The sequence below is a fragment of the Reichenbachiella sp. genome (genome assembly GCF_033344935.1).
GTDB lineage: Bacteria > Bacteroidota > Bacteroidia > Cytophagales > Cyclobacteriaceae > Reichenbachiella.
Genome location: NZ_JAWPMM010000001.1, coordinates 730001 through 756325, shown reverse-complemented (window position 1 = coordinate 756325; position 26325 = coordinate 730001). Strand labels below are relative to the sequence as shown.

The window sequence follows — 26325 nt, the reverse complement described above, 5'->3', positions numbered from 1 at the left end:
ATTCACTTATGAAAAGAGGTTATCCCAAATGGACAGCCTCTTTTTTTGTTTGGATTAGAAGATGTTTTACTAATTATTTTAGTTATTACTATATTATTTAGTATTTTTGTCAAAAACTTCAAAAGAATATGAGCTACCAAAAGTCCATTGTACACATGGATCTGGACACCTTTTTTGTCTCTTGCGAACGGCTGATTGAGCCTAAGCTGATAGGTAAGCCGGTATTGATTGGTGGGACTTCAGATCGAGGTGTGGTAGCTTCCTGTAGTTATGAAGCTCGCACTTTCGGTATTCATTCAGCCATGCCTATGAAAATGGCCTTGCAGCTTTGTCCGGAAGCCATTGTCGTTCGGGGCAATTCGATGCTCTATACCGAAAAATCTAAAGCCGTTACCCAAATCATTCAAGACAATGTTCCTCTATTCGAAAAGTCATCTATCGATGAGTTCTATATTGACTTAACTGGCATGGACCACTTTTTTGGTTGTATGCAGTGGGCCTCTGAGCTCAAAAAAAAGATAGTAAAGGAAACCCGCCTGCCCATCTCTTTTGGTCTATCACAAAATAAAACGGTCTCTAAAGTAGCCACCAACGAAATCAAGCCTGACAATCAATTACAAATTATGCCTGGTCAGGAAAAGGCCTTTCTTGCGCCACTGCCAGTAAAAAAAATCCCTATGGTAGGAGAAAAAACCTACCATGCCCTTCGCCAGTTAGGTATTAGATACATTCGAACGCTTCAAGAGATGCCCGTCGAGCTGATGGAAAGAACCTTTGGTTTATCCGGCATCAAAATGTGGCAAAAAGCCCAGGGTATCGACAATTCTCCTGTCATCCCACACCAAGAGAGAAAATCCATTTCTACAGAAAGAACCTTTGATAGAGATACCACCGATGTAATCAAACTCAAAGCCATCATGCTAGCCATGGCAGAAAACCTGGCCTTTCAGCTTAGAAGAGGGCAAAAACTAACTGCATGTATTACGGTGAAGGTTCGTTATTCAGATTTCAACACCTACACCTTACAAAACAAAATTCCTCACACCTCTGCCGATCATTTACTGATTCCTAAGGTTTTGGAAATGTTCGATCGGCTATATAATAAACGCCTATTGGTCCGATTGATCGGTGTTCGTTTCAGTCATCTGGCAGAGGGTCATTACCAAATCAATTTATTTGAAGATAGCGAAGAGATCATTCGTCTCTACCAAGCCATGGACAAGATCCGAGACAAACATGGAGACAGGAAAGTGATGCGAGCTTCAGGCATTGAGGCCCGAACTATTAGCCGGTTCAATCCTTTTACAGGAGAGCCGCCGCCACTGCTAGCGAATCGAAGGAGATAAATAAAATTGAATGTCATACTGAGGTTCTCGAAGTATGGACATTCATCAACAATTAAAACTATGTACCTCAATAGTCATTCCTATTTCAGTTTCAAATATGGGGTCATGTCGACCGAGACGCTACTAGAAGAGGCTCAACAAAATGGTATTACAGCTTTTGCTCTTACCGACATCAACAGTACGGCAGGTTGTATGCGCTTTATCAGAGATGCTCCCAAATATGGCATCCATCCTATCGTAGGCGTAGACTTTCGTGAGGGTACTACACAGCGATTCGTGGCTATTGCCAAAAACAATGAAGGTTTTCAGGAAATCAACATTTTCTTATCCAAACATCTTCATAACCAGTTAGAAATTCCAGACCAAGCCCCTAAGTTTAAAAATGTTTATGTCATCTATCCGTTTAGTGCGAATCTCGCACATCAACTATTGGCTCATGAGTATATTGGTGTTGCCCCACATGAAAGACTGAAAGTCCCTTTTTCAAAATGGAAAAATAAATTAGACAAACTGGTGATCTTTCCCACAGTCACTTTCAGGCATCAGCGTGATTTCAATATACACCGTTTGCTTCGGGCCATAGACAAAAACACACTGCTCAGTAAATTGCCCAAAGAGGAGGAAGGTGCTCCCTCGAACTTATTATATCCGAAATCTGAGTTATTGGATATTTACAAAGACACACCTGATCTCATTCACAATACAGAAGAAATCATTAAAAATTGTTCCATCTATTTTGAATTTGGAGATCAGTACCCTCACAAAAATATTCAGACCTACACAGGGTCAGATGAAGAGGATTATGCACTCATCAGACGTAAATGCCTAGAAGGGCTCCCCTATCGATACCCTAATCCTGACTATAGAATTTACCGAAGACTGGCTACCGAACTCCAGCTCATCAAACAAAAGGGTTTCGTCTCCTACTTTCTGGTAAACTGGGACATCATCAACTATGCATTGAAAAAAGAATACTTCTATGTAGGAAGGGGCAGCGGTGCCAACAGTATTGTGGCTTATCTCCTTCGAATCACTGATGTGGATCCCATCGAATTAGACTTATACTTTGAGCGGTTCATCAACCTCTATCGCAAAAATCCTCCTGATTTTGATATCGATTTTTCGTGGCGTGATCGAGACGATATCACTAGGTACATTTTCGAAAGATTTGGCTATGACCATGTCTGTCTACTGGCCACCTACAACACTTTCAAGTTTAAAGCTGCGGTACGCGAATTGGGCAAAGTGTGCGGATTGCCTCCTCATGAAATCAGTAGACTATCGGCTATCGATCGAGAAAACCTTAGTGTTGCAATTAAAAACTATGATGGCCTTGCCCGGTCGGTTTTGAAATATGCTTTTTTAATGGATAGTATTCCTAGCCACTTGAGTGTGCATGCCAGTGGCATCATTATTTCAGAAAAGCCCATTTACCGCTTCACAGCGACCAGTATGCCACCCAAAGGGTTTCCTATCACTCATTTTGATATGGTAGAAGCAGAAGATGCCGGGCTATTCAAATTCGATATTTTGAGCCAACGTGGTTTGGGTAAAATCAAGGACACTTTGGCCATTGTCAAAAAAAACAACCCTAATGACTCTGAGATAGACATTCATGATACCAAACGATTTTTTAAAGATGAAAAAGTAAAAGACCTATTGCGAAATGGAAAGGCGATCGGCTGCTTTTATGTAGAATCTCCTGCCATGCGCATGCTTCTCAAAAAGCTACGAGCAGATCATTATTTAGGACTGGTAGCAGCAAGCTCAGTCATCCGACCCGGGGTTGCCAAGTCCGGCATGATGAGGGAATATATTCTTCGATTTAGAATTCCCGAAAGGAGAAAAGACGCACACCCCATATTGGCAGAACTCATGCCTGAAACCTTCGGTGTGATGGTTTATCAGGAAGATGTGATCAAAGTAGCTCATTATTTTGCCGGGCTTACTTTGGGAGAGGCCGACAGGCTCCGACGAGGCATGTCGGGCAAATACCGATCTCGAGATGAATTCAAGGAGGTAGAAAAGCAATTCTTCATCAGCTGTAAAAAAATGGGACATGATGATAAGTTGACTCACGACGTCTGGTATCAAATCATGAGTTTTGCTGGATACGCTTTCGCTAAAGGACACTCGGCTTCTTATGCTATCGAGAGTTATCAATGTCTATATCTGAAGGCACACTATCCGCTGGAGTATCTGGTAAGTGTAGTTAATAATGGAGGAGGGTTTTATGGTATCGACCTGTACGTACATGAAGCACGTATGCATGGTGCCAGCATTGAAGCCCCTTGCATTAATACTTCTCGAAACGAAACCACTATAAACGGCAAAACCATTCATCTTGGTTTTCACATTGTGAAAGAATTAGAGAAAGAGACGATAACGGAAATTCTATATAAGCGAGAAGATTATGGTCCATTTCAAAGCTTGGAACAATTCACCAGCTGTGTGGCGATCTCCCTGGAACAACTGAAAATCCTGATCAGGGTAGGAGCCTTCAAAACCATAGATTCGAACAAAAAAAAACTGCTATGGCAGGCACATTTACTGCTGTCCAAAAGCTCAAAATATACGACTCCTACGCTCTTTCAAAGCAAGGTGAAAAAATACAAATTGCCTTCCTTATATCACGACCCCAGAGAAGATGGGTTTGATGAAATGGAAATTTTACATTTTCCTCTTCAAGACCCATTCAGTTTGGTCAATGAATACGCTGCTTCGGATATTATCCTCGTGGAAGAAATGCCCAAACACAAAAACAAGGTGGTAACGATGTTGGGCTATATGGTCACTCGCAAACAAACCAGAACTTCAAACAATAAAAATATGAGTTTTGGTACTTTCATCGATCAAGCAGGCGACTTTATAGACACGGTGCATTTTCCATCTTCACTTCGTCAATATCCTTTTAGAGGTAAAGGGGTTTATGAAATCAAAGGGAAAGTGGTAGAGGAATTTGATTTTGTATCCATAGAAGTAACCTCCATGATCAAGGTTCACTACGTGAATATGGATGACCTCGAGCCACTCCCCGAGCACCATACACCTATACTAATCAAAGCTTGAGCCCGCTTAATTATTACTCTTTCACCACCAATTTTCCATTCGCAATCCTTCCACCCACATTGAATTGTATGGCATACTCTCCTGCCCCTAAATAGACTTTTCCATTTTTTGCCGGAGGCGTTCCGTCTTCTGCTGCATCGCCGGATCGAGAAAGATCATAAGCATAGAAATTGAGCCCGGCTGTCAGGTCCATACTGGTGACGAACATCGTACGTTCTCCATCCAAAATTTTGAACTGGCCCTTGCCTGCAGCAGCACTATAAATCACCACTTCACAGTTAGGTTCATCGTACCCATACCATTGGCTACCGTATTGATAATCCCCCCAGCCATCACTAAATTTCATGTCTTCGACAGACAATATTTTGAGTGCCTCTTTCTTCCCCAATTCAGTTAAACTCTGAATGGCCTTCACATCCGCTACATACACCGATCGACCATGTGTACCCACTATCAATTCGTTTTCTCTGGGGTGTACAGCCAAGTCATGCACCGCCACATTCGGTAAGCCACCAGCCAGCGACATAAAAGTATTGCCCCGATCAATGGAAGCATAGGCTCCATGATCCGTGCCTACATAAAGCACCTCCTCTTTTACTGGGTCTTCTGCGATTACATTCACCGATTCTTTCGGTAGCGAAGTCCCTATATCGCGCCAAAGTTTTCCATAGTTTTCCGATACATATACCAGTGGTCTAAAATCGTCATTTCGATAACCATTGAGCGTGAGATACACCCGTCCTTCTTTGAACTTAGAAGGCGCAATACTACTCACCCAATAGTCCTTGGTCAAATTCGGGTCAATGATTGTCCAGGTCTCTCCACCGTCCTGCGACACTTGCACTATGCCATCGTCTGTGCCTATATAAATCAGTCCTTCCTTCATCGGAGATTCTGTAATCGTGGTCAATGTCCCATAACTCACATTGCCGTCCTTTCCACCTTTGGTTAGATCTTTCGTTGATTTATCAAAGTCATCTCCTTGATTAGTGGATTTGTGTAATCTGTTCGACCCCATATACACTACATCCTGATTGTGTCTAGATAGATGAATAGGTGCTTCCCAATTCCAGCGATATGGCTTTTCTCCCAAGTCATGCATGGGAGTGATTTTCTTTTCATCACCGGTGGTTTTATCTATTCGATAATAGTGACCAAACTGATAACCGGTATACACTGTATTATTGTCTCTGGTGTCTACTTCTGTCTGCATACCATCGCCCCACATCAACATCTGCCAGGGGTACTTACCAGACATCTGCCAGCCGGTAGAAAATTCATAATTGCTAGGCCCCCACCAGACACCATTGTCTTGTAAGCCTCCATAGATATTATATGGCTCGGCCATATCGAAGTTGATGTCATAAAACTGCCCAACGGCATGTGGGTGACTTTTGACCCAAGTCTTACCATCGTCGTAGGAGATATTTACTCCTCCATCATTTCCGCTAATCAAATGACCGGAGCCAGAAGGGTCTACCCACAAGGCCTGATGATCGCCATGCTGATTGTCACCCTCAATATTTTTCCAGGTTTTCCCTCCATCCTCTGTTTTGATAATGGGAACACCCAAGGCATACACATGATTTACATTGGCAGCTGATACTCGTACTTCTCCGAAGTAATAGCCATAGGAGTAAAACATGCCATCAATAAAATCTGCATGCGTCTTTTTCCAGGTAGCCCCAGCGTCATCAGATCGGTACAATTCCATCCCAATGACCGGTGTATTAAACAATTGTGCATTAGCATCATCGAAATAAGTAGCGACCTCTGCGGGCTTGGCCTCTCCGGATTTCACCACCCGCTTGACCTCTGCAAAATCATACTTCTTAGGAAATCCGTTGTCCTTGAGATAGTCATTAAGTAACGAATCATCGAGCGCCAAAAAAGTAGCCTTATCCATCGTTTTGATTTGACCTTTGGTCAAACCGTCAGTAAGAGGTGCTTCCTGTTCTTCAGGTCTTCGATCCTGATTGTCCAGGATGGCATAGAGAATTTTTGGGTTTGAAGGATAAATCGCTAGTCCTATTCTGCCCGTGCCTGCTGTATCAGGAAAGCCGGAGTTGCCTCCGCCAATCTCTTCCCAGTGCTGTCCACCATCGGTGGATTTGTAAATACCACTGCCTATACCCGAACCTTCAAAATTCCATGCTTTCCGGTCGCGTTGCCACATGGAAGCATATAGTACATTTGGATTAGCAGGATCAACGACCAGATCAATAGCTCCCGTTTTATTATCGACAAATAGCGTCTTGGCCCATGTTCGCCCACCGTTGTTGGATTTGTAGATACCACGCTCTTCATTGTCGGAGTACAAATGACCAACGGCTGCCACCCAAACAATTTGGTCATTGGTGGGGTGCAAAATTATTCTTCCGATGTGTTGTGTATCTGCCAATCCCAGGTGAGACCAAGTCTTACCATTGTTGGTAGATTTGAAAATTCCAACACCTGAATAACTGGATCGGCTCGAATTGTTTTCTCCTGTTCCTACATAAATGGTTTTTGTTTTCCAGTTGACTGCAATATCCCCAATAGACATGACCATTTGATCGTCAAACAATGGCTCATAGCTTACGCCTCCATTTTTCGTTTCCCAAAGGCCGCCTGACGCGTAAGCCACATAAAAGTGTGAAGGGTCTTTAGGATCAACAGCCAAATCTGTCACCCGCCCACTCATTATCGTAGGGCCCACATTCCGGAAAGGAATGTCTTTGAGCAGTGAGCGCGTCAACATTTCCTTTTTCAGCGTTTTGTTGTTCATTCTGTCTGTGACTGAAGTCGCTTGCTGGGCAAAGGAATGAATAGAAAGCGTGCAAAAAATCAGTAGGGCTATCTGTCTCATGGATTTCATTTTTCGGTTTTGGAACAGGTAGAAATTTAGACATAAAAGTTTAGCCCTCCTAGGGAAATTGTTTGGGTGTACTTGAGATTTGTTTAAAGCAGATGGTATCCCCAAACTCACCAACAAAAAAGCCCCATCCGATTACGAATGAGGCTTACACTGGTGAATTATCTTTCAGAATTAGATTTTAATTCTATGCTCCTGCAACGTATTCAATGCAGTCTGCAATTCTCTTTTTAGTTTGGTCTGGTTGTCGCGAGCTCTTTCTTGATGAGCCGTATACTCTTCCTCCACTTTAGCCAGCATTTTTCTGGCCTCACGTGTAATTTTATTATTGCGTAGGTAGATCAGGTATAAACCTGCAATTCCCACGATCAGTATAAGGATAATGAGCCAAACGAAAGTGTTGTATCCCGATTTGCTCATTTCTATGCCTACGAAAGCGATGGAATCATTCAACTCTTCACTAGCAGTCAGAGAAGCCTGGGTTTGCTCTAGTTCCTGATTCACGGCAACCAATTGTCCCTGCAATGATTTTACCTCCGCTCTGGCCGCGGCAATTTTTTCTTCTTTTACTTTGATGGTGTCGGCTACTACTTTCCAAAAGTTCTTCAACTTTGGCATTTTCACCAATTTGTATTCCTGCCATGAAGAGGTTTCATTGGCATAAAACTGATCAAATTGCTCCTGAATGTTTTGCTGACCTTGTACGGCACCAGTCACGGCCAAAACAAGGAAGAAGGATAATAAGTTTTTTCTGAATATGGATAGCTGCATGATACGGTGTATTACGATTGTGCTGTTTTAAAAATGCAAAAATATGAATATTTTATCTTCTAATATTCCTATGCTTATTTATAACTATCAAAGTTCTGTAATATTTTATGGTCGGCAGCATCTGTGAATAGTTTTTTACTATTTTGGCATCAAAAAATAGCATGGCCCAATACGACATCGTTTTACTCACAGATTCCAGATTTACGGTTGACAATCCACCGGATCAATATGCAGACAATGTGGTTTTGGAAGACCGCCTGTTATTTGATGCTTTTGATCGAAAAGGACTCAAAACCTTCAAGACCAACTGGGACAATCCGGACTTTGACTGGACTTCTACGAAGTGTGTCATGATCCGCACGACCTGGGACATCTACGACGATGGCAAGTTCGAACAGTTTCAAGCTTGGCTCGAACGGGTGAAAGACCAAACCCGGCTAATTAATGATTACGATACGATCCAATGGAATGTAGATAAGCACTACCTGAAAGATTTGGAGGCACGTGGCATTAAGATTCCACCAACTATTTTCATCCCTCAAGGCGACAATCGGTCACTAGAAGAAATTGTGGAATCCTCTGGTTGGACGAACCCCATTTTGAAGCCGGCCATCTCGGGCGGTGGCAGACATACGTACAAACTCTCAGATGAAAAACTGAAAGAAGTGTCTGGCACCTTTAGTGAGCTAATTCAAAACGAGTCCATGCTCTTGCAAGAGTTTCAACACAACGTGGTGGACAAAGGCGAACTGACCTTGATGGTCTTTGATGGGAAATACTCTCATGCCGTACTCAAGAAAGCTAAAGCCGGAGACTTCCGGGTACAAGATGACTTTGGTGGTACGGTACATGCTTACGAACCTTCTCCTGAAGAAATAGCCTTTGCCGAACGAGTGGTGTCTGTCTGCGATCCTATTCCGCTCCAAGCCCGCGTAGATTTCATCTGGGACAACGAGGGCGACCTCTGTGTCTCCGAGCTAGAACTCATCGAACCTGAGCTTTGGTTTAGAAATAAGAAAGGGTCAGCTGAGGCTTGTGTAGAGGGGGTGGTTAAGAGGTGGTTTTTGAGCTCCTAAAGCACCTTCAGTATTTTTTAAAGAATCAATACAATTCTATTTTTTTCGTTATCAAAGTAATCCTTTCATTCATTTACAGTGATTTAAAAAGCCACCCAGCAATATGTTTATATTCATCTTTTTTAAGATTTTGAGAATAGACTATGGCATCTGGGTTTGAAAATGTTATATAATAATTACGGTAGTCCGGATCTTGGCTAGAACCAGGCATAATTAAGATTGGAATTGTCATTTCAACAGAAACATTGTTGCCATTTAATTTACCAGGGATCCATTTGTGATTTTTTTCTTTAAGAATTTGAATATACTTATCTTCAAACCTCTGGTTTGAATAAACTTGAACCTGATAATCCCTTTCATGACCATTTTCATCAATTATAAACCTTATTACACTCATAGAAACTGAATTGAATGTATTTGTGCATTCATTCAATATTTCCATTAATTCTAACTGATATACTAAGGGACTACCTTTTAGTAAAGGGGGTTGGTCTAATTGAGATTGTAGAATTTCATTTTCAGCCGTTATATCATATTCCTTTTCATAATAATCTCGACTTGGAATTATCTTTCCTCCACGAGCAACGATGCCTCTGAAATTTGGATTGCTAGCTTCGCTATAACTCCAAACAATGATGTCAGAATGAATAGCTGAAAAATCTGTTATTTCGTTAGTTGAAGCATTCAACGAATAATTTAATTCTCCAAAAGCATTATAATAATCCCATTTTCCTACTGGCTTAGAGTTTTCATATTGGCCGCGTACCAATACTGATTCTTTAATCATATGCCCATCTTTGATTTTTAGTTCATATTCGCCCTCCTTCACTGATTTTTTTGATTTCAATACAAAAAATGATTCTGCCAAAAAATCGGTGCTCTTAGATTTCTTCTTTAGCTCACTTTGAGCATAAGCATTTAAACTTAATAATAGAATGAATTGAAGTACTGTTATTTTTTTCATATTGATCAACATGTAATTTGACTATTCTGATGGCCCTTAATCTCGACAAGTCATCAATTTATAAAAACTTATCCTTCTCCCTTTCAATAAAGCTTTTTATTGATGTTGGTTCTTTGCCGGTGAGCTTTTTGCACCAATCTGATAGCTCAGGCTCCTTTTGCACTCTAGGTAAAAAATGAAGTAGGGTCATTACAAGCGCAAAACCAGAAGAGACACCTTCTTTCTTCTTCTTGAAATAAAAAGAAATGGGGTTCAAACTTTTGAATCTTAAGTTTAAGCCCAATACTTTATTCATCAAGTCAATCACTTCTGGGAAACTCTTGTTCTCTTGTCCAGTGATCTCGTAGGCGTCCTTCTTATATTTATCGAATGACAAAATAAGATGAGCCGCCGCTTCTCCTATGTTTTGCACATCCACCCAATTAAACTTGGCATTGGCCGATGGCAATGTGATGGTTCGATACTCCACTATTTCAGGCAGCAAGGTCGTCGTAAGGTTTTGCATGAAATAGCTAGGCCTGACAAAAATATAGTCGAAACCAAATGACTGAATCAACCTTTCAATTTTGTTGTGAGGGATCACTTTGCTCTGTTCCGCACCCTGAACAGACAGGAATACAATTTGTTGAATACCACAAGTTTTAGCAGCAGCTAACAGTGGCTCGAAATACTTTTGTACATCTGAAATATGAGGCGGACGAAGTAGAAAAAGAATATCAATAGTCTGAAAGGCGTCTTCGAAAGAATTGAAGTCCTCGAAATCAAAAGTCCTAAAACTCAGGTCGGGAAATTGAGAAAACTTAGGTTTAGCACGATCTATGTCTCTTACTGCTGCAATGATCTCAGCTTCTGAAGTCAATTCAGTTAGATAACGAATAACCTCCGCTCCAATATTACCTGTTGCTCCTGTGATTAATATTCTGCGCATCTGAATCAGAAAAAGAGGCTTTATTTCACTTTTGCAATTCTAATTGAACAATTATTCCAAATGTGCCCATTGGAATCCAAGAAAAAACCCATGACGCCTAAGCACCATGGGTTACAATCAATAAACCTAATCTGATTTTATTTCTTAAAATTTAATAGAGACGTTGTAGCCAACCCACATTTTTACATTGGTGCCTGAGAAGGTCTCGTTGTAAAAGGAACCCATATCTATGTCGTTGCCGTATCTACCGGACTCCTGATCATAGACCTCGGTGACATAAATGTTGAGCACCGGACCAGCGGAGAAAGCCAGATGATTGGCAAACTGATAGCCAAAGTTCCAGCTGAGTCTATTAAGTAAGTTGATCTCATCATAGTGATCGCCTTCAGGGTTGATGCTTTGGGTAGTCAACTCCACACTGGAGTTCCAGTTCTTCTTCAGCTTGAACTCTGTACCAAAGCCACCACCATACGTCCATAGATAATCATCTTCCTTGGCCTGAGAACCCACGAACAGCACACTGTAGAGTCGGTTAGTTCCAGAGCGAAAGGCAATATTGAAATCGATCACCTCATTGTGCTCCAATGCAAATTGAAGTTTACCTTTTTTGACGATGTTGATCAAACCTACAGTCACACCTCGCTCGACAGTATCTGCTATGTTGATCAATCCAATTTGAGTTCCTTTGACATGTCTCGCACGATTGACCAAACCTCCAATTTGAACACCCTGTACATTCTGCGCCCAGTTTCCCAAGCCAGCCAATTGAGCACCTTTGATGCTTTTTTTGCTGACATTGAGCAATCCTGCGCCCTGTACACCATTGATACTATCAGCCAAATTCATATATCCTGCAAACTGTGCTCCCTGAACCTCTTGCGCGGTAACATTCAAAAAACCAGCATATTGCATCCCTCTTACTTTGCCATTCACTGTATTTAAGAATCCACTGAATTGCGCTCCTTTGACATTTCCGCCTACGGTATTTCCAAAGCCAGCAAATTGAGCCCCTGATATATTGGCTTTGTTGATGTTGTATAATATGCCAAATTCAGCACCATCAAAGCTATGTTCATAGCCTACAAGAATGTTTAATGAAAACTGATTAGTGTACCCTTCTTTTGGACCCTTACTGGTACCGAATCCAGGCACGAACGAAATCTGAAAGGGCCTTTCTTTGACTTCTGATTGATCTTCTCTGTTTTGACCTTGAGATTCAAATACTGCGAATAGCAGTGCGAGTAATAAAATTAATTTTGAGTTGCTTTTAAATGAGTTCATATCCTTTGTGTTTTTATACACTCAGGGAAACCAAGAGAAATTTTACCCCCACAAAGACATTCAAAAAATTAGGAGGAATCGACTAACGACGTCTGGAGACGGGCAAACTCATGAGATATTTCGGTGAATAAGTCAGGCGACTGCCGTACCAACTAAACATTTCACCATCCACCAACAACACCTCGGCATTAGGGAATAGCGCTTGATATCGTTGAATATGTTTTTCTTTAAAAGGGAAGGGCTCTGAGGACAAAAAGATATAATCGGGAGAGAGGTTTTTCAGCCTTTGCTCATCCAGCTCTGGATATCTATCCAAATGTCCTACCGCATTCTCTAAGCCCAGCCATCTCAACAAAAAGTCGATGAAATTATTCGACGCTACCACCATCACAGGGTCTTGCCATATTAGATAAAGTACATTGCCTTCCAGCTTGTCCTTTATATCTTCAAATCCTTGTTGAATATTCTCTACAAGTTGTTTCGATTTAGAAACACTATTGGTCATCAAACCAATATACTGAATGGTATTAATCGCATCATTGAGATCGAATATATCTGAGATATATACCGGATAGTCTTCGCATAGCTGTTCTATCCCTTCTTTGTAGTTTTCCTCTTTGTTGGCAATGATCAAATCTGGATTTAAAGCTTTGATTTGATCAAAGTTGAACTTCTTTGTGCCACCTATTTTAGTAGCTACTTGCTGAGCATGCGTGGGGCGAATACAAAATTTGGTTACTCCGACTATCCGATCTTCTAAACCCAAATCAAACAATAACTCAGTTAAGGAAGGTACCAAAGAAATGATCCGCTGTGGGTTTTCGATGGAAATTGTCCGTTGAAGGTCGTCAGTAATTTGCATTAAAACTTTAGGGATTTTTCTTTCATTCTCAACACAGAAGCATCATCACCTACATACTTCTCTAAACTATCTATGTCGATCCAAGCCACTTCATTAGACTCTTCATTTTTTTTCAATTGATCTGGATGGTTAACCACAAAAGCAAACCTGATGTCGTAATGATCGTGCTCTGGTATTCCCTTCCTTTCGGGAATCTGATGAATGTCAATATCAAAAAAAGAATCTGTAATTAACGTAATGTCAGTGATTCCAGTTTCTTCTTCCAATTCCTTCCTAGCCACGCGTTGCACATCTTCATCTCCGTCAGCATGTCCGCCAGGCTGTAGCCATCGGTTCAGCTTTTTGTGGTGAAGCAAAGCTACCTGCTTATAGTCAGGAGTTAGCACCCAAGCTGAGGCCGTAATATGCCCGAATAGCAATGAGCGTTCAAAACAGTTGTTAAAAAAAAGCAGGTTCAAAAACCTGCCTTTGTATTTTTCCTCTTCCGGGTAGGTCGTTTGATACGCCTCTATCTCGGATTGGAGCCACTCTCGATTCATTCTTACTGTACTATCGTATTGACCTTGTTGATACGGCCTTCCACTAATTTTTCTGTTTGCACGCCACCACCAACATTGGTCTTGCCATCATAGTCCGCATGAACAAAATAGCTCCCTACCTCTAATTTCTTAAACACGACTTCCCCGTCTTTGTCAGTCGTCTTTTTCACTAATAGATTCTCACCTGCGCGATAATCTTCTTCAGTCTTAAACAAAGACACTTCTGCTCCCTGGACGGGGTTGCCTAGCTCATCTATCACCAACACTTTCAGCGAAGTTGGCAAAAGATGTAAATCCGCATAGGTATAGGCTGATATACCCAATGCAAAAACTGTTAACAAAGAAATAATCAAATACTTTTTCATCATTTTTTAAATTTTTCTAACTACAATTTATCATTTATCGTGCCGAAAAACTAGTACGTGCATTTATCTGAGTAACGCAACTCCACCTCGCTGTTCTATCTCTCCTAACTCAGGCATTAATGAGCTGGTAAAACGCATCACATAGATATAGCTATCTATTTTGAGAATCTTACCACGATAGGTACCATCCCACCTGAAGCCGATATCTTCAGATTGAAAGACCAACTCACCCCAACGGGAATAGATTTTAATTTCAAAATTGTCCACATAGGGGTTAGGGTACACAAAAAATTCATCATTGAATCCTGGTGACGTATCTGGTGTAAAAGCATTTGGCGCATACACTCTAGGAAGACAATCATCAATCACTTCTACGGCATCCCGAATACAGGTAAAACCATTACTCAGCGTCACTTCATATACGCCTCCTTCACTGGTATTCAATATTCGATCAGTAGAAATCAGCACATCATCATTAATGATAGTCCATTCGTAAGTACTAAACTGGCCTGGATCCAAATCCACCGAATTGTTCGCCGGGTCGGGATCTTCGCTACATATCATTTCCCTATCACCGAGCAAGAGTTGATCTTCGGTAATAGGCACAACCAAAATACTCAAGGATGCATCTGCTTCACAGGTACTAACATCCGAACTTACGTGAATTGCATATGTTCCGCTTTCTCCTACTGATATTTCGGCATTTTGACTTTCTAAGGTCTCTCCGGTTGGCCCGGTCCATGTAAAGGTGACATCCTCTGTAATGTTGGAATACGCCGTAATGAATACTTCTTCGTTGTTGTCACAATTAGGGGATGCGGCAGCAAATACCGTCAACTCACTATAAACATTCACATCTTTGGTAGTGGTTCCAGTACAGCCTGTCCCTTGATCCAAAACCAAAACCTCATAAGTGCCTGAGGAAGTGACTCCTCTTCTCGAACCATTGGCTCCATTATCCCACTGGTAACCCCCATTCCCCACCAATCCATTAGTGACATTGGCAAATAGAATTAAAGAACTTTCACATTCTGCTCCCTCTTCCAAAATCTCAACAATTGGCGCGGGGCTTTGAACTACATTGACAGTCTCAGTTACCTCGCAATAGCCTGCCCCTGAAGAAGTGACGGAATAACTACCTCCAGCTGAAACCGTAATTGTTTCTCCTAGTGAAGACCCAACGACTCCAGGACCACTCCACGTATAGGTAATAGCCGGATCTACCGTAGTTGGGTAAATACTGATTTCGCCCTCTGTTCCACAAATGTTTTGTGGTGTAGTTCTGTATTCCGCCAACGGGCTGCCGTCTAGGACAATATCATCTAGCGTTTGTGTACAACTCAATCCGCTGATCAACTCTACCACAGTGATAGAGTAAGTGCCTGAATCTAGGTTGTTCACCGGGAAGGTAGGTGCTGGCGAAGCCAGAGCATTGACCACCGAACTACCGAATGCATCAAATAACTCATAACTGACACTTGCAGGAGCCGCACCTAATTCGAATGTTAATATCCCATCACCTGGACAATCTGGTGTAGGCACATAATTATCAATGGTAAATCCAGCACCTGCATCATCTACAGTTGCTACTTGACTGAGAGAGCAACCTGTTAGGGTATTGGTTACTGCAATGGAATAACCACCCGGATTAAGTGTGTTTGGCGTAGTGATCAAAGCTGGACCTGCCAAGGCCGTTGTGCCTATAGTAGAAGGGCCCGTGACTGTATAATTAAAACTTCCAGTTTCTGTGACATCAATATCTATGGTTCCATCATTGTTTCCACATCCTGTGGTTGTACCCCCAATCGTAGTAAATTCGGGATTGTTCTCAATTATAAAAGTCACATCATCGGTCGTTACACAATTGAGGATATCCTCTACTGTCACTTCAAAAACATATACGCCAGGCACTGAAGTATCCACTTCTTGCGTACGCAATACATTTCCATTGGCTGAGCCATTGAGATTCCATAAATAGGTAGAGCCTGGGTTTAACGCATCCAAGTCTGCAAAGGCTACATCCTGACATATCGTTTGGTCAGCACCCAGATCAACTTCCGGTCTGGTATCATCAATAAACGACTCCCTAGGGTCAGATTGACATCCATCAGAATTTGTAATAAAAACAGAAATCAATGCCGGTTGGTCAACCACGATGGTTCGTGTCGTTTCTCCTGTGGACCAGGTATAAGAAAAATCTGCCGTATCAACTGGCCAGGCTTCCAGTGTTAATGGCCCATTACAAATTGCCGCTGCATCCAATAAGGTAGGCTCCGCAGGAATTGGGAAAATTTCTACAGGTTCAATAAATAATGTATCTAGTCCACATCGATTAGTTACTTGCAGGCTTACATTATAGGTGCCCGAAAGATTATAAATATGGGTTGTGTCTTCTACTGCTGCTGAAGTGCCATCATCAAATGACCAGAAAAATTCATCAATAATGGAGGTTCCTGTCCCATCAAACTGGGTCTCAAGGCCTAAACATGGATTCGAATAGGCTATTCCCGGATTTTGAGAACTCAGGGGAAGCTCTTGTACAAAATTAGGGAGACCTAATCTACTGGTTCGTCCCATAAGATCGAATCCATTTTCGCTAAATGAAGCGGCCGCGTTGTCGCTATTTGGACTGTTGATTTGACCTACAGATGTTTGACCATCAACAGCCATATAAATTATTCCGTCTGAGCCTGTTTGTAGTGCTCCATACTGAAGTGCACTTGTGCCCAAAGTGAATTTGGTTGCTTCTATATCTGCCTTGGCAGTAGGCGCATACAAACTATCTAAATCATACTGTAAAAGTGTGGACCCGCCACCTCCATTAGTACTTACATACAATCTTTGTAAGCTGGAAGAAAATTCAATACCATAAACCAAAGCTGGTGTTGGTTCTTCTATATCAATTTTTACTAAACCTGAAATTTGTCCGGTGCTATCTGCCACACTAAATAGCTCAACAAAATTTTCAGTCTCGTCCTGAAAGGCCACAGCGATTACTCCTCCTGCCGCCGCATATTTCATTTGTGCTTTTCCTGTTTTTTCTTCGTCAAACCGCATGGCACTTCCTGCGGAAGAAGTAATTGGGGCTCCAATACCATTGGGGGTTATGGGATAGGACCTGAATTGATTGTTTCCAAATTCATGGGTAACCAACCAAGTAAAACCTTGTCCCAAGCCAAAGGCCGCTATTCTTTCCGTGCTGTTTGTGAATAAGGACGCATCTTTTACAATAACCTCTCCTTGTGCCGTATCTAGTCTCATATCTACTACAGCATATTTCATGTCATAGGTAAAATCTCCATACACAGGATCTGAGGCAAAGACATAGAAAATGGAACTGTCTTGAGGAAGCGGTACAATCATTACTCCCTGACTTGAATTGGGATCTCCTCCAATATTATCACCATTATCCATCACTCGATGATTTTTGTTCCAAATGGTTTCGCCATTGGTATAAAACAGAACATCACCATTTAGATCGGAGATTGAAGATGCGCCTTGAGCGGAGCTCATCAGATTGGCGTCAGTGATTGCAGAAGTAGCGGGTGGATTAAAGTCTATTCCCGCGTTCTCTCCAAAGTACCATTGATTTCTAAAAATATTGGTATCCTCATAGGTATCCACTTTGACATAGTCATAGTTAATACATCCCGTAGCAGCACTTTTTACAGCTACTGAGTATAAACCTGTCGTATCCACATTGATTGATTGTGTAAACTCTCCCGTATTCCAATAATACCATTCGCCTCCAGGACCAGCATCGTAAGTGAAAATTTCTCCCACACACCTGACCGTATCCATGCCCAGATCGATTTGAAGGTCATTATCTACGACGCCGATTGTTTGGCTGTATGTTTCAATTACATTATTTATCTCTACGGTCAATGAAACAGTATATGTTCCCGAAGCCTGATAAGTATGAACCGGGTTGATCGCATTGGTAGTAAACCCATCCCCCATATCCCAAGTATAAGTTTGAGCAGGTGGCTCCACATTGGAGAAAAATTTCGTGGTCCTTAATGCACAGGTATCCAAATAGGCAAACCCAACGGAGTCAAAGGTTTCAAAATGTGGCGCTGCAAAATGTGGAAACTGCGTGCCACTTATCCCTGAAGGGCTGAAAGCCAAACTGTCATACCCAACATTGAAAAAGGTGCTATCTGCGTTATAAATACTATCGGCTTCCGAGATAACTCCAAGTTCAATAGCGGTTGCACTCGTTTGCTGATACAGGTGATAAATATTATTATCAGGTCCTCTTTGCACACCATAGCTTCTGAACACCGGCTGGAAAAGAATGGAATTTACTGTATTCAAGGGATCAGACAGGTTATACTGATACAGGTTGGCCACCGTTCCAGCGCCTCCATGTCGCGAAATATAAAGATTATTTCCACTAGAGGACCATTCGACATCATATACTGCCTCGGTACCAGAGTCTGCATTACCTGTATTGAGTATAGCTGCATTCAAAGTCAGTGCTCCTGTGAATAAATCAAAGTCGTACAAGGTCACATTCCTATTGGCATCCTTTGGTGCTACGGCCAAAATCGAATTATTTGCATCATAAGCAAATGATGCAGCCTCAAAATCAGGGGCAGTAACATCATTCAGGTTAAATACTTGAATGGCGCCTAAAATTCCATTGTTAATTTCCAGTACTTGAAAATCGAATGTTGTTCGATCATTGGTAATAACCCAATAGTTATCAATGTCTCTTTGAATGACAATCATCGCCTCAGATGGGTTAGTTAAGCCAGTTCCCAGGTTTTTTCTAGCTGCATCTACATCACCCAACGGTGGTTCGCCTCCGGCAGCGTTTCCTACCAAATTTCTATCGGCTACCGTGTATAAAATCTCAGGGCCACTACTACCGGGGTTGGTAAATATGTAATATTCTCCATCGGTATAAGGCATCGGCATGACTGAAGCTGATCGATTCATGCTCGCATCCCCGCCCAACCCGGCTCCATTCGGCACTAATTCATGATTTGAATCGTAAACGTTTTCTCCATCCGAATAAAACAAAAGATTGCCCGTAACGGGGTCAGAGATAACCGCACCACCGCCAGTGCCATATGGAATAAACTGTAAAGTGTCCAGCTGAGCTCTCGCATCTGACTTATTGAAAGTAATAGTTGTGGTAGAATTTCCAAACAACCAATTATATTCTGAATAGTTTTGTGCTTGAATGGAGACGTTGAATGAAATGAACACAAAGAATGTTACCCAAACAGGGGCACTTTTTCGTTTCACCACGTGAATCATTTCGATAAGGGTTCTCAAATCTTTAACTGTCCTTTTTAATTAAATGAGGAGTATGATAATCAAGGGCTAAAAATAACTCAATTACCAATACTAACGATGACAAAATATATTTCAATGCATTTAACCCAACAAAAAACAATTGATTTCTCATTTGGGACAATATTTTATATTTTGCAACGATTCTATTTAGAGGCATAAGCCTTATTCAAACAAACAGATGCAAAGAATTTCATTAGTCTTACTAATAATAGCTTCACTGCTTAATACTAACAAGGCCTGGGCGCAAGACCCTCAGTTTTCACAGTATTACTCAGCTCCATTGTATCTAAACCCTGCGCTAGCAGGAATCACGCAAGAGGGACGTGCAGGACTCAACTATAGAAATCAGTGGCCTTCGATAGATGCCAATTTCGAGACTTTCTCCGTTTATGTGGATAATAACTTTGATGAAAAAAACAGTAGTGTCGGTCTTCTTTTTGTGAATGATAAGGAAGGGTTAGTTGGTCTTCAATCAAACGAAATTGCCCTGCAATATGCTTATCAAGTCAATGTGAATTACAAATGGGTATTCAGACCTGCATTTCAGGTTTCCTATACCTCTCGAAATGTGAACTTTAATAAATTAATTTTCGGTGACCAGCTGGACAACAATGGAGTCACCGGCAACCCAAGCGCTGAACAGTTTAATACAGATTGGAAGGTAAATTATTTTGATATTGCACTGGGCGGGGTCGTATATTCGGCCAGAGCTTGGCTAGGCGTATCCATGCATCACATTCGTGAACCCAATCAGTCTTTTTTAGGCGACGAAAGTCCACTTCCTCAAAAACTTTCCATCCATGGCGGGTATATGATTCCTTTGAACACAGGATATACCAAAGGGGAGACAGTATCTGGTGCCAGAAGAAGTTTATCTCCTACCTTCAACTATCGCGCACAGGGAGAGTTTAATCAATTAGATCTTGGGCTATATTTCACTTGGGATCCAATCATATTTGGACTTTGGTATCGAGGTATTCCGATCAAATCTCCAGAGGGCGGTGGATCCAATAATGAATCCTTAATTTTCATGTTTGGTGTAACTCAAAAGAAATTCACCTTGGGCTATAGCTTCGACTATACGCTGTCTAATTTAGGAATTCAGAGTGGGGGTGCGCATGAAGTATCGCTGATCTATAGCTTTAAATGGGGTGACCCTCGCAAACCGTCACGATCGGTAAGGGAATTGAAGTGCCCGTTACCAATGATTTTCTAGTCCCTCAAAATCCTTAGATTTGCGCAAAACTAAGCGCATGGATTACCAAACAATTCTCTATCTCCTTATTGGAATTTTAACCTTCGACTTTTTACTAAATAAGGTATTAGGCATACTGAATAATAAAAGTAGAAAACAGCCTATTCCAGTCGAGTTGGATGGTATTTATGATGAAGAAAAATACACCAAATCTCAGGCGTATCAAGCGGAGGTTTTTAGGTTTTCTATCATTAGCTCTACGTTTAGTTTTCTCTTAATGCTCCTGGTCCTTTGGTTTGGAGGTTTCGGTTGGTTAGATGAATATTTGAGAGGGCTAGCTCCCGTTGAACCTTTAACTTCATTGTATTTCTTTGGAGTCGTCTATTTCGCGTCTGATCTGATTGGTATCCCATTCGATCTTTATGGTACTTTTGTCATTGAAGAAAAGTATGGGTTTAATAAAATGACAGCCAAAACTTTTGTTTTGGACAAATTGAAGGGTTATGTACTCACGCTGATCATAGGAGGGATCATTGCGGCATTATTTATTGTTCTGGTTATGTTCTTTGAGGAGAATTTCTGGATTTATTTCTGGGTGGCCATCAGTGCTTTTATGATTTTCGTCAATATGTTTTATACCTCCCTGATTATTCCTCTTTTCAATAAACTAAGCCCGTTGGAAGATGGCGAATTGAAAAGTACAATTACCAGCTATAGTCAAACTGTAAATTTTCCCCTCAACAATATTTTTGTGATTGACGGATCAAAGCGCTCATCAAAAGGCAACGCCTTTTTTTCTGGTTTAGGTAAAAAGAAAAAAGTGGTGCTATACGACACATTAATTGAAAAACACACCAATGAAGAACTGGTAGGGGTCTTGGCGCATGAAGTTGGTCATTTCAAGAAAAAGCACATCATTTGGTCAATGCTGCTAAGTATTTTACAGACTGGGTTTATGCTTTGGCTTTTATCGAAGTTTATTTTCAGTAGTGAAATTTCTTGGGCACTTGGCGGCAACGTTACGGCGCTTCATTTAAATGTATTTGCATTCGCGATCTTGTTCTCTCCAATATCCACGATCATTGGTATGTTCATGAACCTATTTAGTCGAAAAAATGAATATGAAGCAGATGCCTACGCCGTGAAAACTTACAAAAAGGAGCCGCTAATTACTGCTCTCAAGAAACTCACCTCGGATAGCTTAGGTAATTTGACGCCTCATCCCTGGTATGAATTTATGAATTACTCACACCCTAGTCTGCTCAAAAGGATTAGAGCCATGCAGGCTATCAAATAAAGTCTATTTCAGACCTGAAAGGAAATTTCATGAAGTAGGTATAAGCTTCCTGAACGCTCATCTCCCCTTCTATAATATTGTGAAGTGTTTCGGTAATGGGTACTCGGATATTGTAGCTTTCGGCCAATCTATCAATAATCTTGATCGTATTGACTCCTTCAGCTACCTCTTCCATAGATTGAATGATATCTTCCAACGATTCGCCTTTGGCCAATCTATAGCCCACGGTAAAATTTCGACTGAGTTTAGAACTGCACGTTGCTACCAGATCTCCTACACCTGCAAGGCCCAAAAAGGCTTTGGTGTTACCTCCCAACGCATTTCCGATATAAACCATCTCAACCATTCCTCGGCTGATCAACATAGCTCTTGAATTCTCTCCAAGTCCCATACCACTGATCATTCCTGTACCTATGGCGATAATATTTTTCAGTACACCGCACAATTCAATCCCTATGAGATCATTGCTACCGTATACCAGAAATCTATCATTCTTAAGGAGCTTTTGCCCTTGGTCAATCACTTCTTCAAAGTGACTCGCCACCACAGTAGCTGCAGGTTGCTTCTCTTCAATTTCTTTGGCCAAATTGGGGCCAGCTAAACAACCCACTCGAAGTACCGAAGTTTCCTCAAGGATAACCTCGCTCATGGTTTTCACATGTTTTCTTGAAAGTGGGTTCTTTTTAGATATCTCTTCTCCCTTGGCTATTGTTAAATCAAGGCCCTTCGTACCATGAATTAATATATGATAAGGCTTGAGGAAGGGAGATAAATCCCTTATCATTTGTCGGAAATTGGCTGAAGGAACAATTGGAAATATAATTTCACATCGTTTGCCTACCGCTGAAATATCATTGGTTATCTCAATTTTCTCTGACAAAGTATGAGAACCAATGCTCCTTGACTTGGCAAATTTCTCTGCTTTTTCTTTATCTCGTACGTAAAGTAAAACAGGGCTCTTTTCTGCCAACATATTGGCTATTGCAGTCCCGAAACTACCAGCTCCGATTACACCTACTATTTTTTCAGAGGTACTTTTCGAGCTCATAGCCGTCTAGCCTATTGTGGTAATAATACAGCAAATTCATGTTATGGATCACCACATCACCTTGCTTGGAAAAACCCAATGGTGGCTGTGCATGATACATCCCTAAGTTCTTGATTCCATGCTTGATAATTTCGTCCTTTTCTCTATTCAAATGATCGGCCAAACCTACTTCACCAGCATCCCTCATCGCTTTTAAAGCATCTAGTAGGTTTGATAAACCGGCTTTAAAATCATCATACTTAATTATTAACTCGTCATCAGACAATCTCAGCAATCCATATAGATCAAGAGCCTGATGTTTCCTCCCAAGCATTCTGAACGCTGTAAAAGCGATCAAATGACTTGAAAACACTCTATTATGTCTATGGAATTCTTTAACTATTTTCTTACCCAAGATTCTATTGTACTCTTGCTCACGTTGAGCATCTTCAGTAATCTCTCCGTTGGACTTGAAATAGTCTTTTAGATCAATCTCATTCCCATGTTTATCAAGGCTTTTTCCGTTGATGTCAACTTCATTCCCCAACACGTCTAAGGCATTTCCAATACTCACAGATATATCTGAGCCTCGGGTAAAGAATTTCATTAAGAACTTAGAAATCTTGAAAGATGTTGTGAACTCATCGTTCTCTTCATAATAGCGTTCCTGGCCTTTACTTTTTAAATAATCATTGATCAAACTAGGAGCTTCAAGTACAAAATGATAATTCAATGTAACGGGTACAATGAATATCTTCTTTTCATCAGGATTCTCTTCGAATTGGAATATTTGCCTTTGGGCCTCTATCGTCGTACCCAGCAATCCAAGCTTCAATGCTTTTTCAATTTTCCCACTTCGGGATCTCGTTCCTCCTGGAAAAAAGAGACTATGACATCCTTCTCGAAGAGCTATCGTCGAATATGACTTGAGGCATTCTAAATATATAGAATTCTTCTTACGGCGATCCACCTTATACGCCCCCACACTATTCATGAAGTAAGCAAATACCTTAAGGTTGAATAGGTTTAACCCCGCGCCATATATGAAAGGCGGCAATCCAAGAAATTGAATTATCCAGCCTATGAGCACTGAATCTATATTACTGAAATGAGTAGGCACCATAACTACAGTACCCAATTTGGCCAGTTTTCTTAGTTCATCAACATGTCCTTTGATATGAATTTTATCGTCGAGGTCTAATTGATTACTAAACAATGACCATGGTCCTTTTACTCGTGCTGCGTTTAATAAGCGACCAAAACCAAGTGTCACCAAGGTACGAGCCACATGGTAATGGGAAGGGTTGAAATTACCAGCTATTTCATTTCCATAGCGGTTGATAATCTCTCTTAAAATTTCTTTTAGATGGATGTCTTGATCCTTTTTCGGCGTACCGTCCAGCTTAACTACTCGCTGCTGAACACCATCCCAAAACTCATAATCATCTTTCGGGTCCACCTTCCAAGGGTGCTTCTTGGCTCGTTGCTTTTCACGAAATGCAGTCATCTCGATCTCTTCTCTCAGAGTTCTTCCTCTGTTGAGCGACATCATATTATCGAAGCTTTCCTCTACTACTAGTTGGATAAACTCATCTCTCTTCTTAGCCATCTGCATGACTGGCCAATTCTGAGTACTCTTTAGAATGGGTTTATACCTCGCCTTTTTATTCCTTCTCCTTATCACCAATGGCTTCATAGAATTAAATTAAAAAGGATGAACATACATTCACCCCTTTAGAACCGGCAAATTAACGAATATTATGTGATTTATGGCTTATAAAGACCAATGATATTCACGTTTTGAAATGGTCATTTGACACTAAAAGGATTTCTCAATTTCCAGAATTCACTTCGTCCTATTCTATAGATAAGTCTCTAACAAACAAGTTGTTTCAATTTCGGACACCCAAATTAAGACTTTATAGCCAACAAGTAGAGATCCAAAGTGTAGCACTCTCCTATAACTCCCTTTTGCATTTTCCAAAGATTTGTCAAAAACCTACAGGATATTTGACAAACCCGGAGCGTTGTATCGATAGACAGCTCGTTCCCCGCCGGCTACTCTCACCCGTATTACCGTAGTAGCATTTCATTTTTTGGACATAAAAAAAGGGATGCTGTAAAAACAACATCCCTATTTGATAAAATCTGGCGACGACCTACTCTCCCGCGTATTACCGTAGTACCATCGGCGCTGAGTGGCTTAACTGCTCTGTTCGGAATGGGAAGAGGTGGACACACTCGCAATAATCACCATAAAGTCTTGATGAGTGTCTAGTACTAAGTATATAGTACCAAGACATCATTTAATTTCTTTAAGTAGTAATCTCATTTGATTATTACTTTGTACTAAATACCTGGTACTTAGTACTGTTTTTGACATGAATATTGTGAAAGAAAGAACGTGCAAAGCACTGTTATAGAAAGTTTACAGGTAATTAGTACTACTCAGCTTTGACATTACTGCCTTTACACCTGTAGCCTATCAACGTCATCGTCTTTAACGACCTTTAAAAGAAATCTCATCTTGAGGAGGGTTTCGCACTTAGATGCTTTCAGCGCTTATCCTCACCGAACGTAGCTACCCGGCGGTGCAGTTGGCACCACAACCGGTAGACCAGAGGTTCGTCCAACTCGGTCCTCTCGTACTAAAGTCAGAGCCTCTCAAATTTCTTACGCCCACAACAGATAGGGACCGAACTGTCTCACGACGTTCTGAACCCAGCTCGCGTGCCACTTTAATGGGCGAACAGCCCAACCCTTGGGACCTTCTCCAGCCCCAGGATGTGACGAGCCGACATCGAGGTGCCAAACCTCCCCGTCGATATGAGCTCTTGGGGGAGATCAGCCTGTTATCCCCAGAGTACCTTTTATCCTTTGAGCGATGGCCCTTCCATACGGAACCACCGGATCACTATATCCTAGTTTCCTACCTGATCGGCTTGTTGGCCTCACAGTCAAGCACCCTTATGCTATTGCGCTCTACGCACGGTTACCAAACGTGCTGAGGGTACCTTTGAAAGCCTCCGTTACTCTTTTGGAGGCGACCACCCCAGTCAAACTACCCACCACACAATGTCTCCGACAAAGCCGGATTAGGCATCAGATAAATAAAGGCTGGTATTTCACCAACGGCTCCACCACGCCTAGCGACGCAGCTTCAAAGCCTCCCAGCTATCCTACACATCATTTACCCAATACCAATGTGAAGCTATAGTAAAGGTTCATGGGGTCTTTCCGTCCCGTTGCGGGTACGCGGCATCTTCACCGCGACTACAATTTCACCGAGCTCATGGCTGAGACAGTGCCCAGATCGTTGCACCATTCGTGCAGGTCGGAACTTACCCGACAAGGAATTTCGCTACCTTAGGACCGTTATAGTTACGGCCGCCGTTTACCGGGGCTTCAGTTCAGCGCTTCTCAACTAAAAGTCGATAACGCCCC

The 26325-nt window shown here is 41.6% G+C and carries 16 protein-coding genes and 2 rRNA genes (1 of these 18 running past the window's edge); 5 read left to right on the top strand and 13 right to left on the bottom strand.

What is annotated here, in order from left to right:
* The first annotated feature begins 128 nt into the window (after positions 1-128).
* Together dinB and R8N23_RS03145 are read left to right on the top strand one after the other, a co-directional pair.
* A complete protein-coding gene (dinB, locus tag R8N23_RS03150; protein WP_318170108.1) occupies positions 129-1346 on the top strand; it encodes a DNA polymerase IV in 1218 nt (405 codons plus the stop codon).
* 60 nt (positions 1347-1406) lie between these two features.
* Positions 1407-4415, top strand: a complete 3009-nt coding sequence (locus R8N23_RS03145; RefSeq protein ID WP_318170107.1) for a DNA polymerase III subunit alpha — start codon at positions 1407-1409, stop codon at positions 4413-4415.
* A 13-nt stretch (positions 4416-4428) separates the two neighbouring features.
* On the opposite strand, the gene R8N23_RS03140 is transcribed toward R8N23_RS03145, so the two are convergent.
* Positions 4429-7263, bottom strand: a complete 2835-nt coding sequence (locus R8N23_RS03140; RefSeq protein ID WP_318170106.1) for a glycosyl hydrolase — start codon at positions 7261-7263, stop codon at positions 4429-4431.
* 180 nt (positions 7264-7443) lie between these two features.
* Entirely contained in the window at positions 7444-8040 is a 597-nt protein-coding gene (locus R8N23_RS03135; protein ID WP_318170105.1) for a hypothetical protein, read from the bottom strand.
* A 161-nt stretch (positions 8041-8201) separates the two neighbouring features.
* On the opposite strand from R8N23_RS03135, the gene R8N23_RS03130 reads away from it, so the two are divergent.
* Positions 8202-9116 carry a hypothetical protein gene (locus tag R8N23_RS03130; protein WP_318170104.1) on the top strand — a complete coding sequence of 305 codons (915 nt, stop codon included), beginning with the start codon at positions 8202-8204 and terminating at the stop codon, positions 9114-9116.
* A gap of 73 nt (positions 9117-9189) precedes the next feature.
* Here R8N23_RS03130 and R8N23_RS03125 read toward each other — a convergent pair whose 3' ends face one another.
* From R8N23_RS03125 to R8N23_RS03095, 7 genes are all read right to left on the bottom strand, one after another.
* Complete coding sequence (locus R8N23_RS03125) at positions 9190-10080, bottom strand: hypothetical protein (RefSeq protein ID WP_318170103.1); 891 nt, start codon at positions 10078-10080, stop codon at positions 9190-9192.
* A gap of 58 nt (positions 10081-10138) precedes the next feature.
* On the bottom strand, positions 10139-11008 hold the full coding sequence (locus R8N23_RS03120) for an NmrA family NAD(P)-binding protein (RefSeq protein ID WP_318170102.1): 870 nt from the start codon (positions 11006-11008) through the stop codon (positions 10139-10141).
* A gap of 144 nt (positions 11009-11152) precedes the next feature.
* On the bottom strand, positions 11153-12289 hold the full coding sequence (locus R8N23_RS03115; RefSeq protein ID WP_318170101.1) for a hypothetical protein: 1137 nt from the start codon (positions 12287-12289) through the stop codon (positions 11153-11155).
* Positions 12290-12371: 82 nt separating this feature from the next.
* Positions 12372-13151 (bottom strand): helical backbone metal receptor, encoded by a 780-nt coding sequence (locus tag R8N23_RS03110; RefSeq protein WP_318170100.1) that lies wholly within the window; start codon positions 13149-13151, stop codon positions 12372-12374.
* Positions 13151-13690 carry an NUDIX hydrolase gene (locus R8N23_RS03105; protein ID WP_318170099.1) on the bottom strand — a complete coding sequence of 180 codons (540 nt, stop codon included), beginning with the start codon at positions 13688-13690 and terminating at the stop codon, positions 13151-13153. Before R8N23_RS03105 ends, R8N23_RS03110 begins: the two co-directional genes overlap by 1 nt.
* 2 nt (positions 13691-13692) lie before the next feature.
* On the bottom strand, positions 13693-14055 hold the full coding sequence (locus R8N23_RS03100) for a carboxypeptidase-like regulatory domain-containing protein (RefSeq protein ID WP_318170098.1): 363 nt from the start codon (positions 14053-14055) through the stop codon (positions 13693-13695).
* A 63-nt stretch (positions 14056-14118) separates the two neighbouring features.
* Positions 14119-19341: a PKD domain-containing protein gene (locus tag R8N23_RS03095; RefSeq protein WP_318170097.1), complete on the bottom strand. Its 5223-nt coding sequence runs from the start codon at positions 19339-19341 to the stop codon at positions 14119-14121.
* Between the two features lie 199 nt (positions 19342-19540).
* Here R8N23_RS03095 and R8N23_RS03090 point away from each other — a divergent pair, with 199 nt between their 5' ends.
* Both R8N23_RS03090 and R8N23_RS03085 read left to right on the top strand, forming a co-directional pair.
* Positions 19541-20578 carry a type IX secretion system membrane protein PorP/SprF gene (locus R8N23_RS03090; RefSeq protein ID WP_318170096.1) on the top strand — a complete coding sequence of 346 codons (1038 nt, stop codon included), beginning with the start codon at positions 19541-19543 and terminating at the stop codon, positions 20576-20578.
* A 37-nt stretch (positions 20579-20615) separates the two neighbouring features.
* Positions 20616-21854, top strand: a complete 1239-nt coding sequence (locus R8N23_RS03085) for a M48 family metallopeptidase (protein WP_318170095.1) — start codon at positions 20616-20618, stop codon at positions 21852-21854.
* Here the strand turns inward: R8N23_RS03085 and R8N23_RS03080 are convergent.
* The 4 genes from R8N23_RS03080 to R8N23_RS03065 all read right to left on the bottom strand — a co-directional run.
* Positions 21847-22902: an NAD(P)H-dependent glycerol-3-phosphate dehydrogenase gene (locus tag R8N23_RS03080; RefSeq protein WP_318170094.1), complete on the bottom strand. Its 1056-nt coding sequence runs from the start codon at positions 22900-22902 to the stop codon at positions 21847-21849. The genes R8N23_RS03085 and R8N23_RS03080 overlap by 8 nt on opposite strands.
* Positions 22880-24490, bottom strand: a complete 1611-nt coding sequence (locus tag R8N23_RS03075) for a 1-acyl-sn-glycerol-3-phosphate acyltransferase (protein ID WP_318170093.1) — start codon at positions 24488-24490, stop codon at positions 22880-22882. The genes R8N23_RS03080 and R8N23_RS03075 overlap by 23 nt, the downstream gene beginning before the upstream one ends.
* Positions 24491-25027: 537 nt before the next feature.
* Positions 25028-25139 (bottom strand): 5S ribosomal RNA (rrf, locus tag R8N23_RS03070).
* Positions 25140-25299: 160 nt separating this feature from the next.
* Positions 25300-26325, bottom strand: a 23S ribosomal RNA gene (locus tag R8N23_RS03065); it runs 1860 nt beyond the window's last position.

Excerpts from the sequence above, each read along its gene's own strand:
- R8N23_RS03135 (WP_318170105.1), bottom strand. The coding sequence starts at position 8,040 with ATGCAGCTATCCATATTCAGAAAAAACTTATTATCCTTCTTCCTTGTT.
- R8N23_RS03130 (WP_318170104.1), top strand. The coding sequence starts at position 8,202 with ATGGCCCAATACGACATCGTTTTACTCACAGATTCCAGATTTACGGTT.
- R8N23_RS03090 (WP_318170096.1), top strand. The coding sequence starts at position 19,541 with ATGCAAAGAATTTCATTAGTCTTACTAATAATAGCTTCACTGCTTAAT.
- R8N23_RS03115 (WP_318170101.1), bottom strand. The coding sequence starts at position 12,289 with ATGAACTCATTTAAAAGCAACTCAAAATTAATTTTATTACTCGCACTG.
- R8N23_RS03140 (WP_318170106.1), bottom strand. The coding sequence starts at position 7,263 with ATGAGACAGATAGCCCTACTGATTTTTTGCACGCTTTCTATTCATTCC.
- R8N23_RS03080 (WP_318170094.1), bottom strand. The coding sequence starts at position 22,902 with ATGAGCTCGAAAAGTACCTCTGAAAAAATAGTAGGTGTAATCGGAGCT.
- R8N23_RS03125 (WP_318170103.1), bottom strand. The coding sequence starts at position 10,080 with ATGAAAAAAATAACAGTACTTCAATTCATTCTATTATTAAGTTTAAAT.
- R8N23_RS03085 (WP_318170095.1), top strand. The coding sequence starts at position 20,616 with ATGGATTACCAAACAATTCTCTATCTCCTTATTGGAATTTTAACCTTC.
- R8N23_RS03110 (WP_318170100.1), bottom strand. The coding sequence starts at position 13,151 with ATGCAAATTACTGACGACCTTCAACGGACAATTTCCATCGAAAACCCA.
- R8N23_RS03100 (WP_318170098.1), bottom strand. The coding sequence starts at position 14,055 with ATGAAAAAGTATTTGATTATTTCTTTGTTAACAGTTTTTGCATTGGGT.
- R8N23_RS03120 (WP_318170102.1), bottom strand. The coding sequence starts at position 11,008 with ATGCGCAGAATATTAATCACAGGAGCAACAGGTAATATTGGAGCGGAG.
- R8N23_RS03145 (WP_318170107.1), top strand. The coding sequence starts at position 1,407 with ATGTACCTCAATAGTCATTCCTATTTCAGTTTCAAATATGGGGTCATG.
- dinB (WP_318170108.1), top strand. The coding sequence starts at position 129 with ATGAGCTACCAAAAGTCCATTGTACACATGGATCTGGACACCTTTTTT.
- R8N23_RS03105 (WP_318170099.1), bottom strand. The coding sequence starts at position 13,690 with ATGAATCGAGAGTGGCTCCAATCCGAGATAGAGGCGTATCAAACGACC.
- R8N23_RS03075 (WP_318170093.1), bottom strand. The coding sequence starts at position 24,490 with ATGGCTAAGAAGAGAGATGAGTTTATCCAACTAGTAGTAGAGGAAAGC.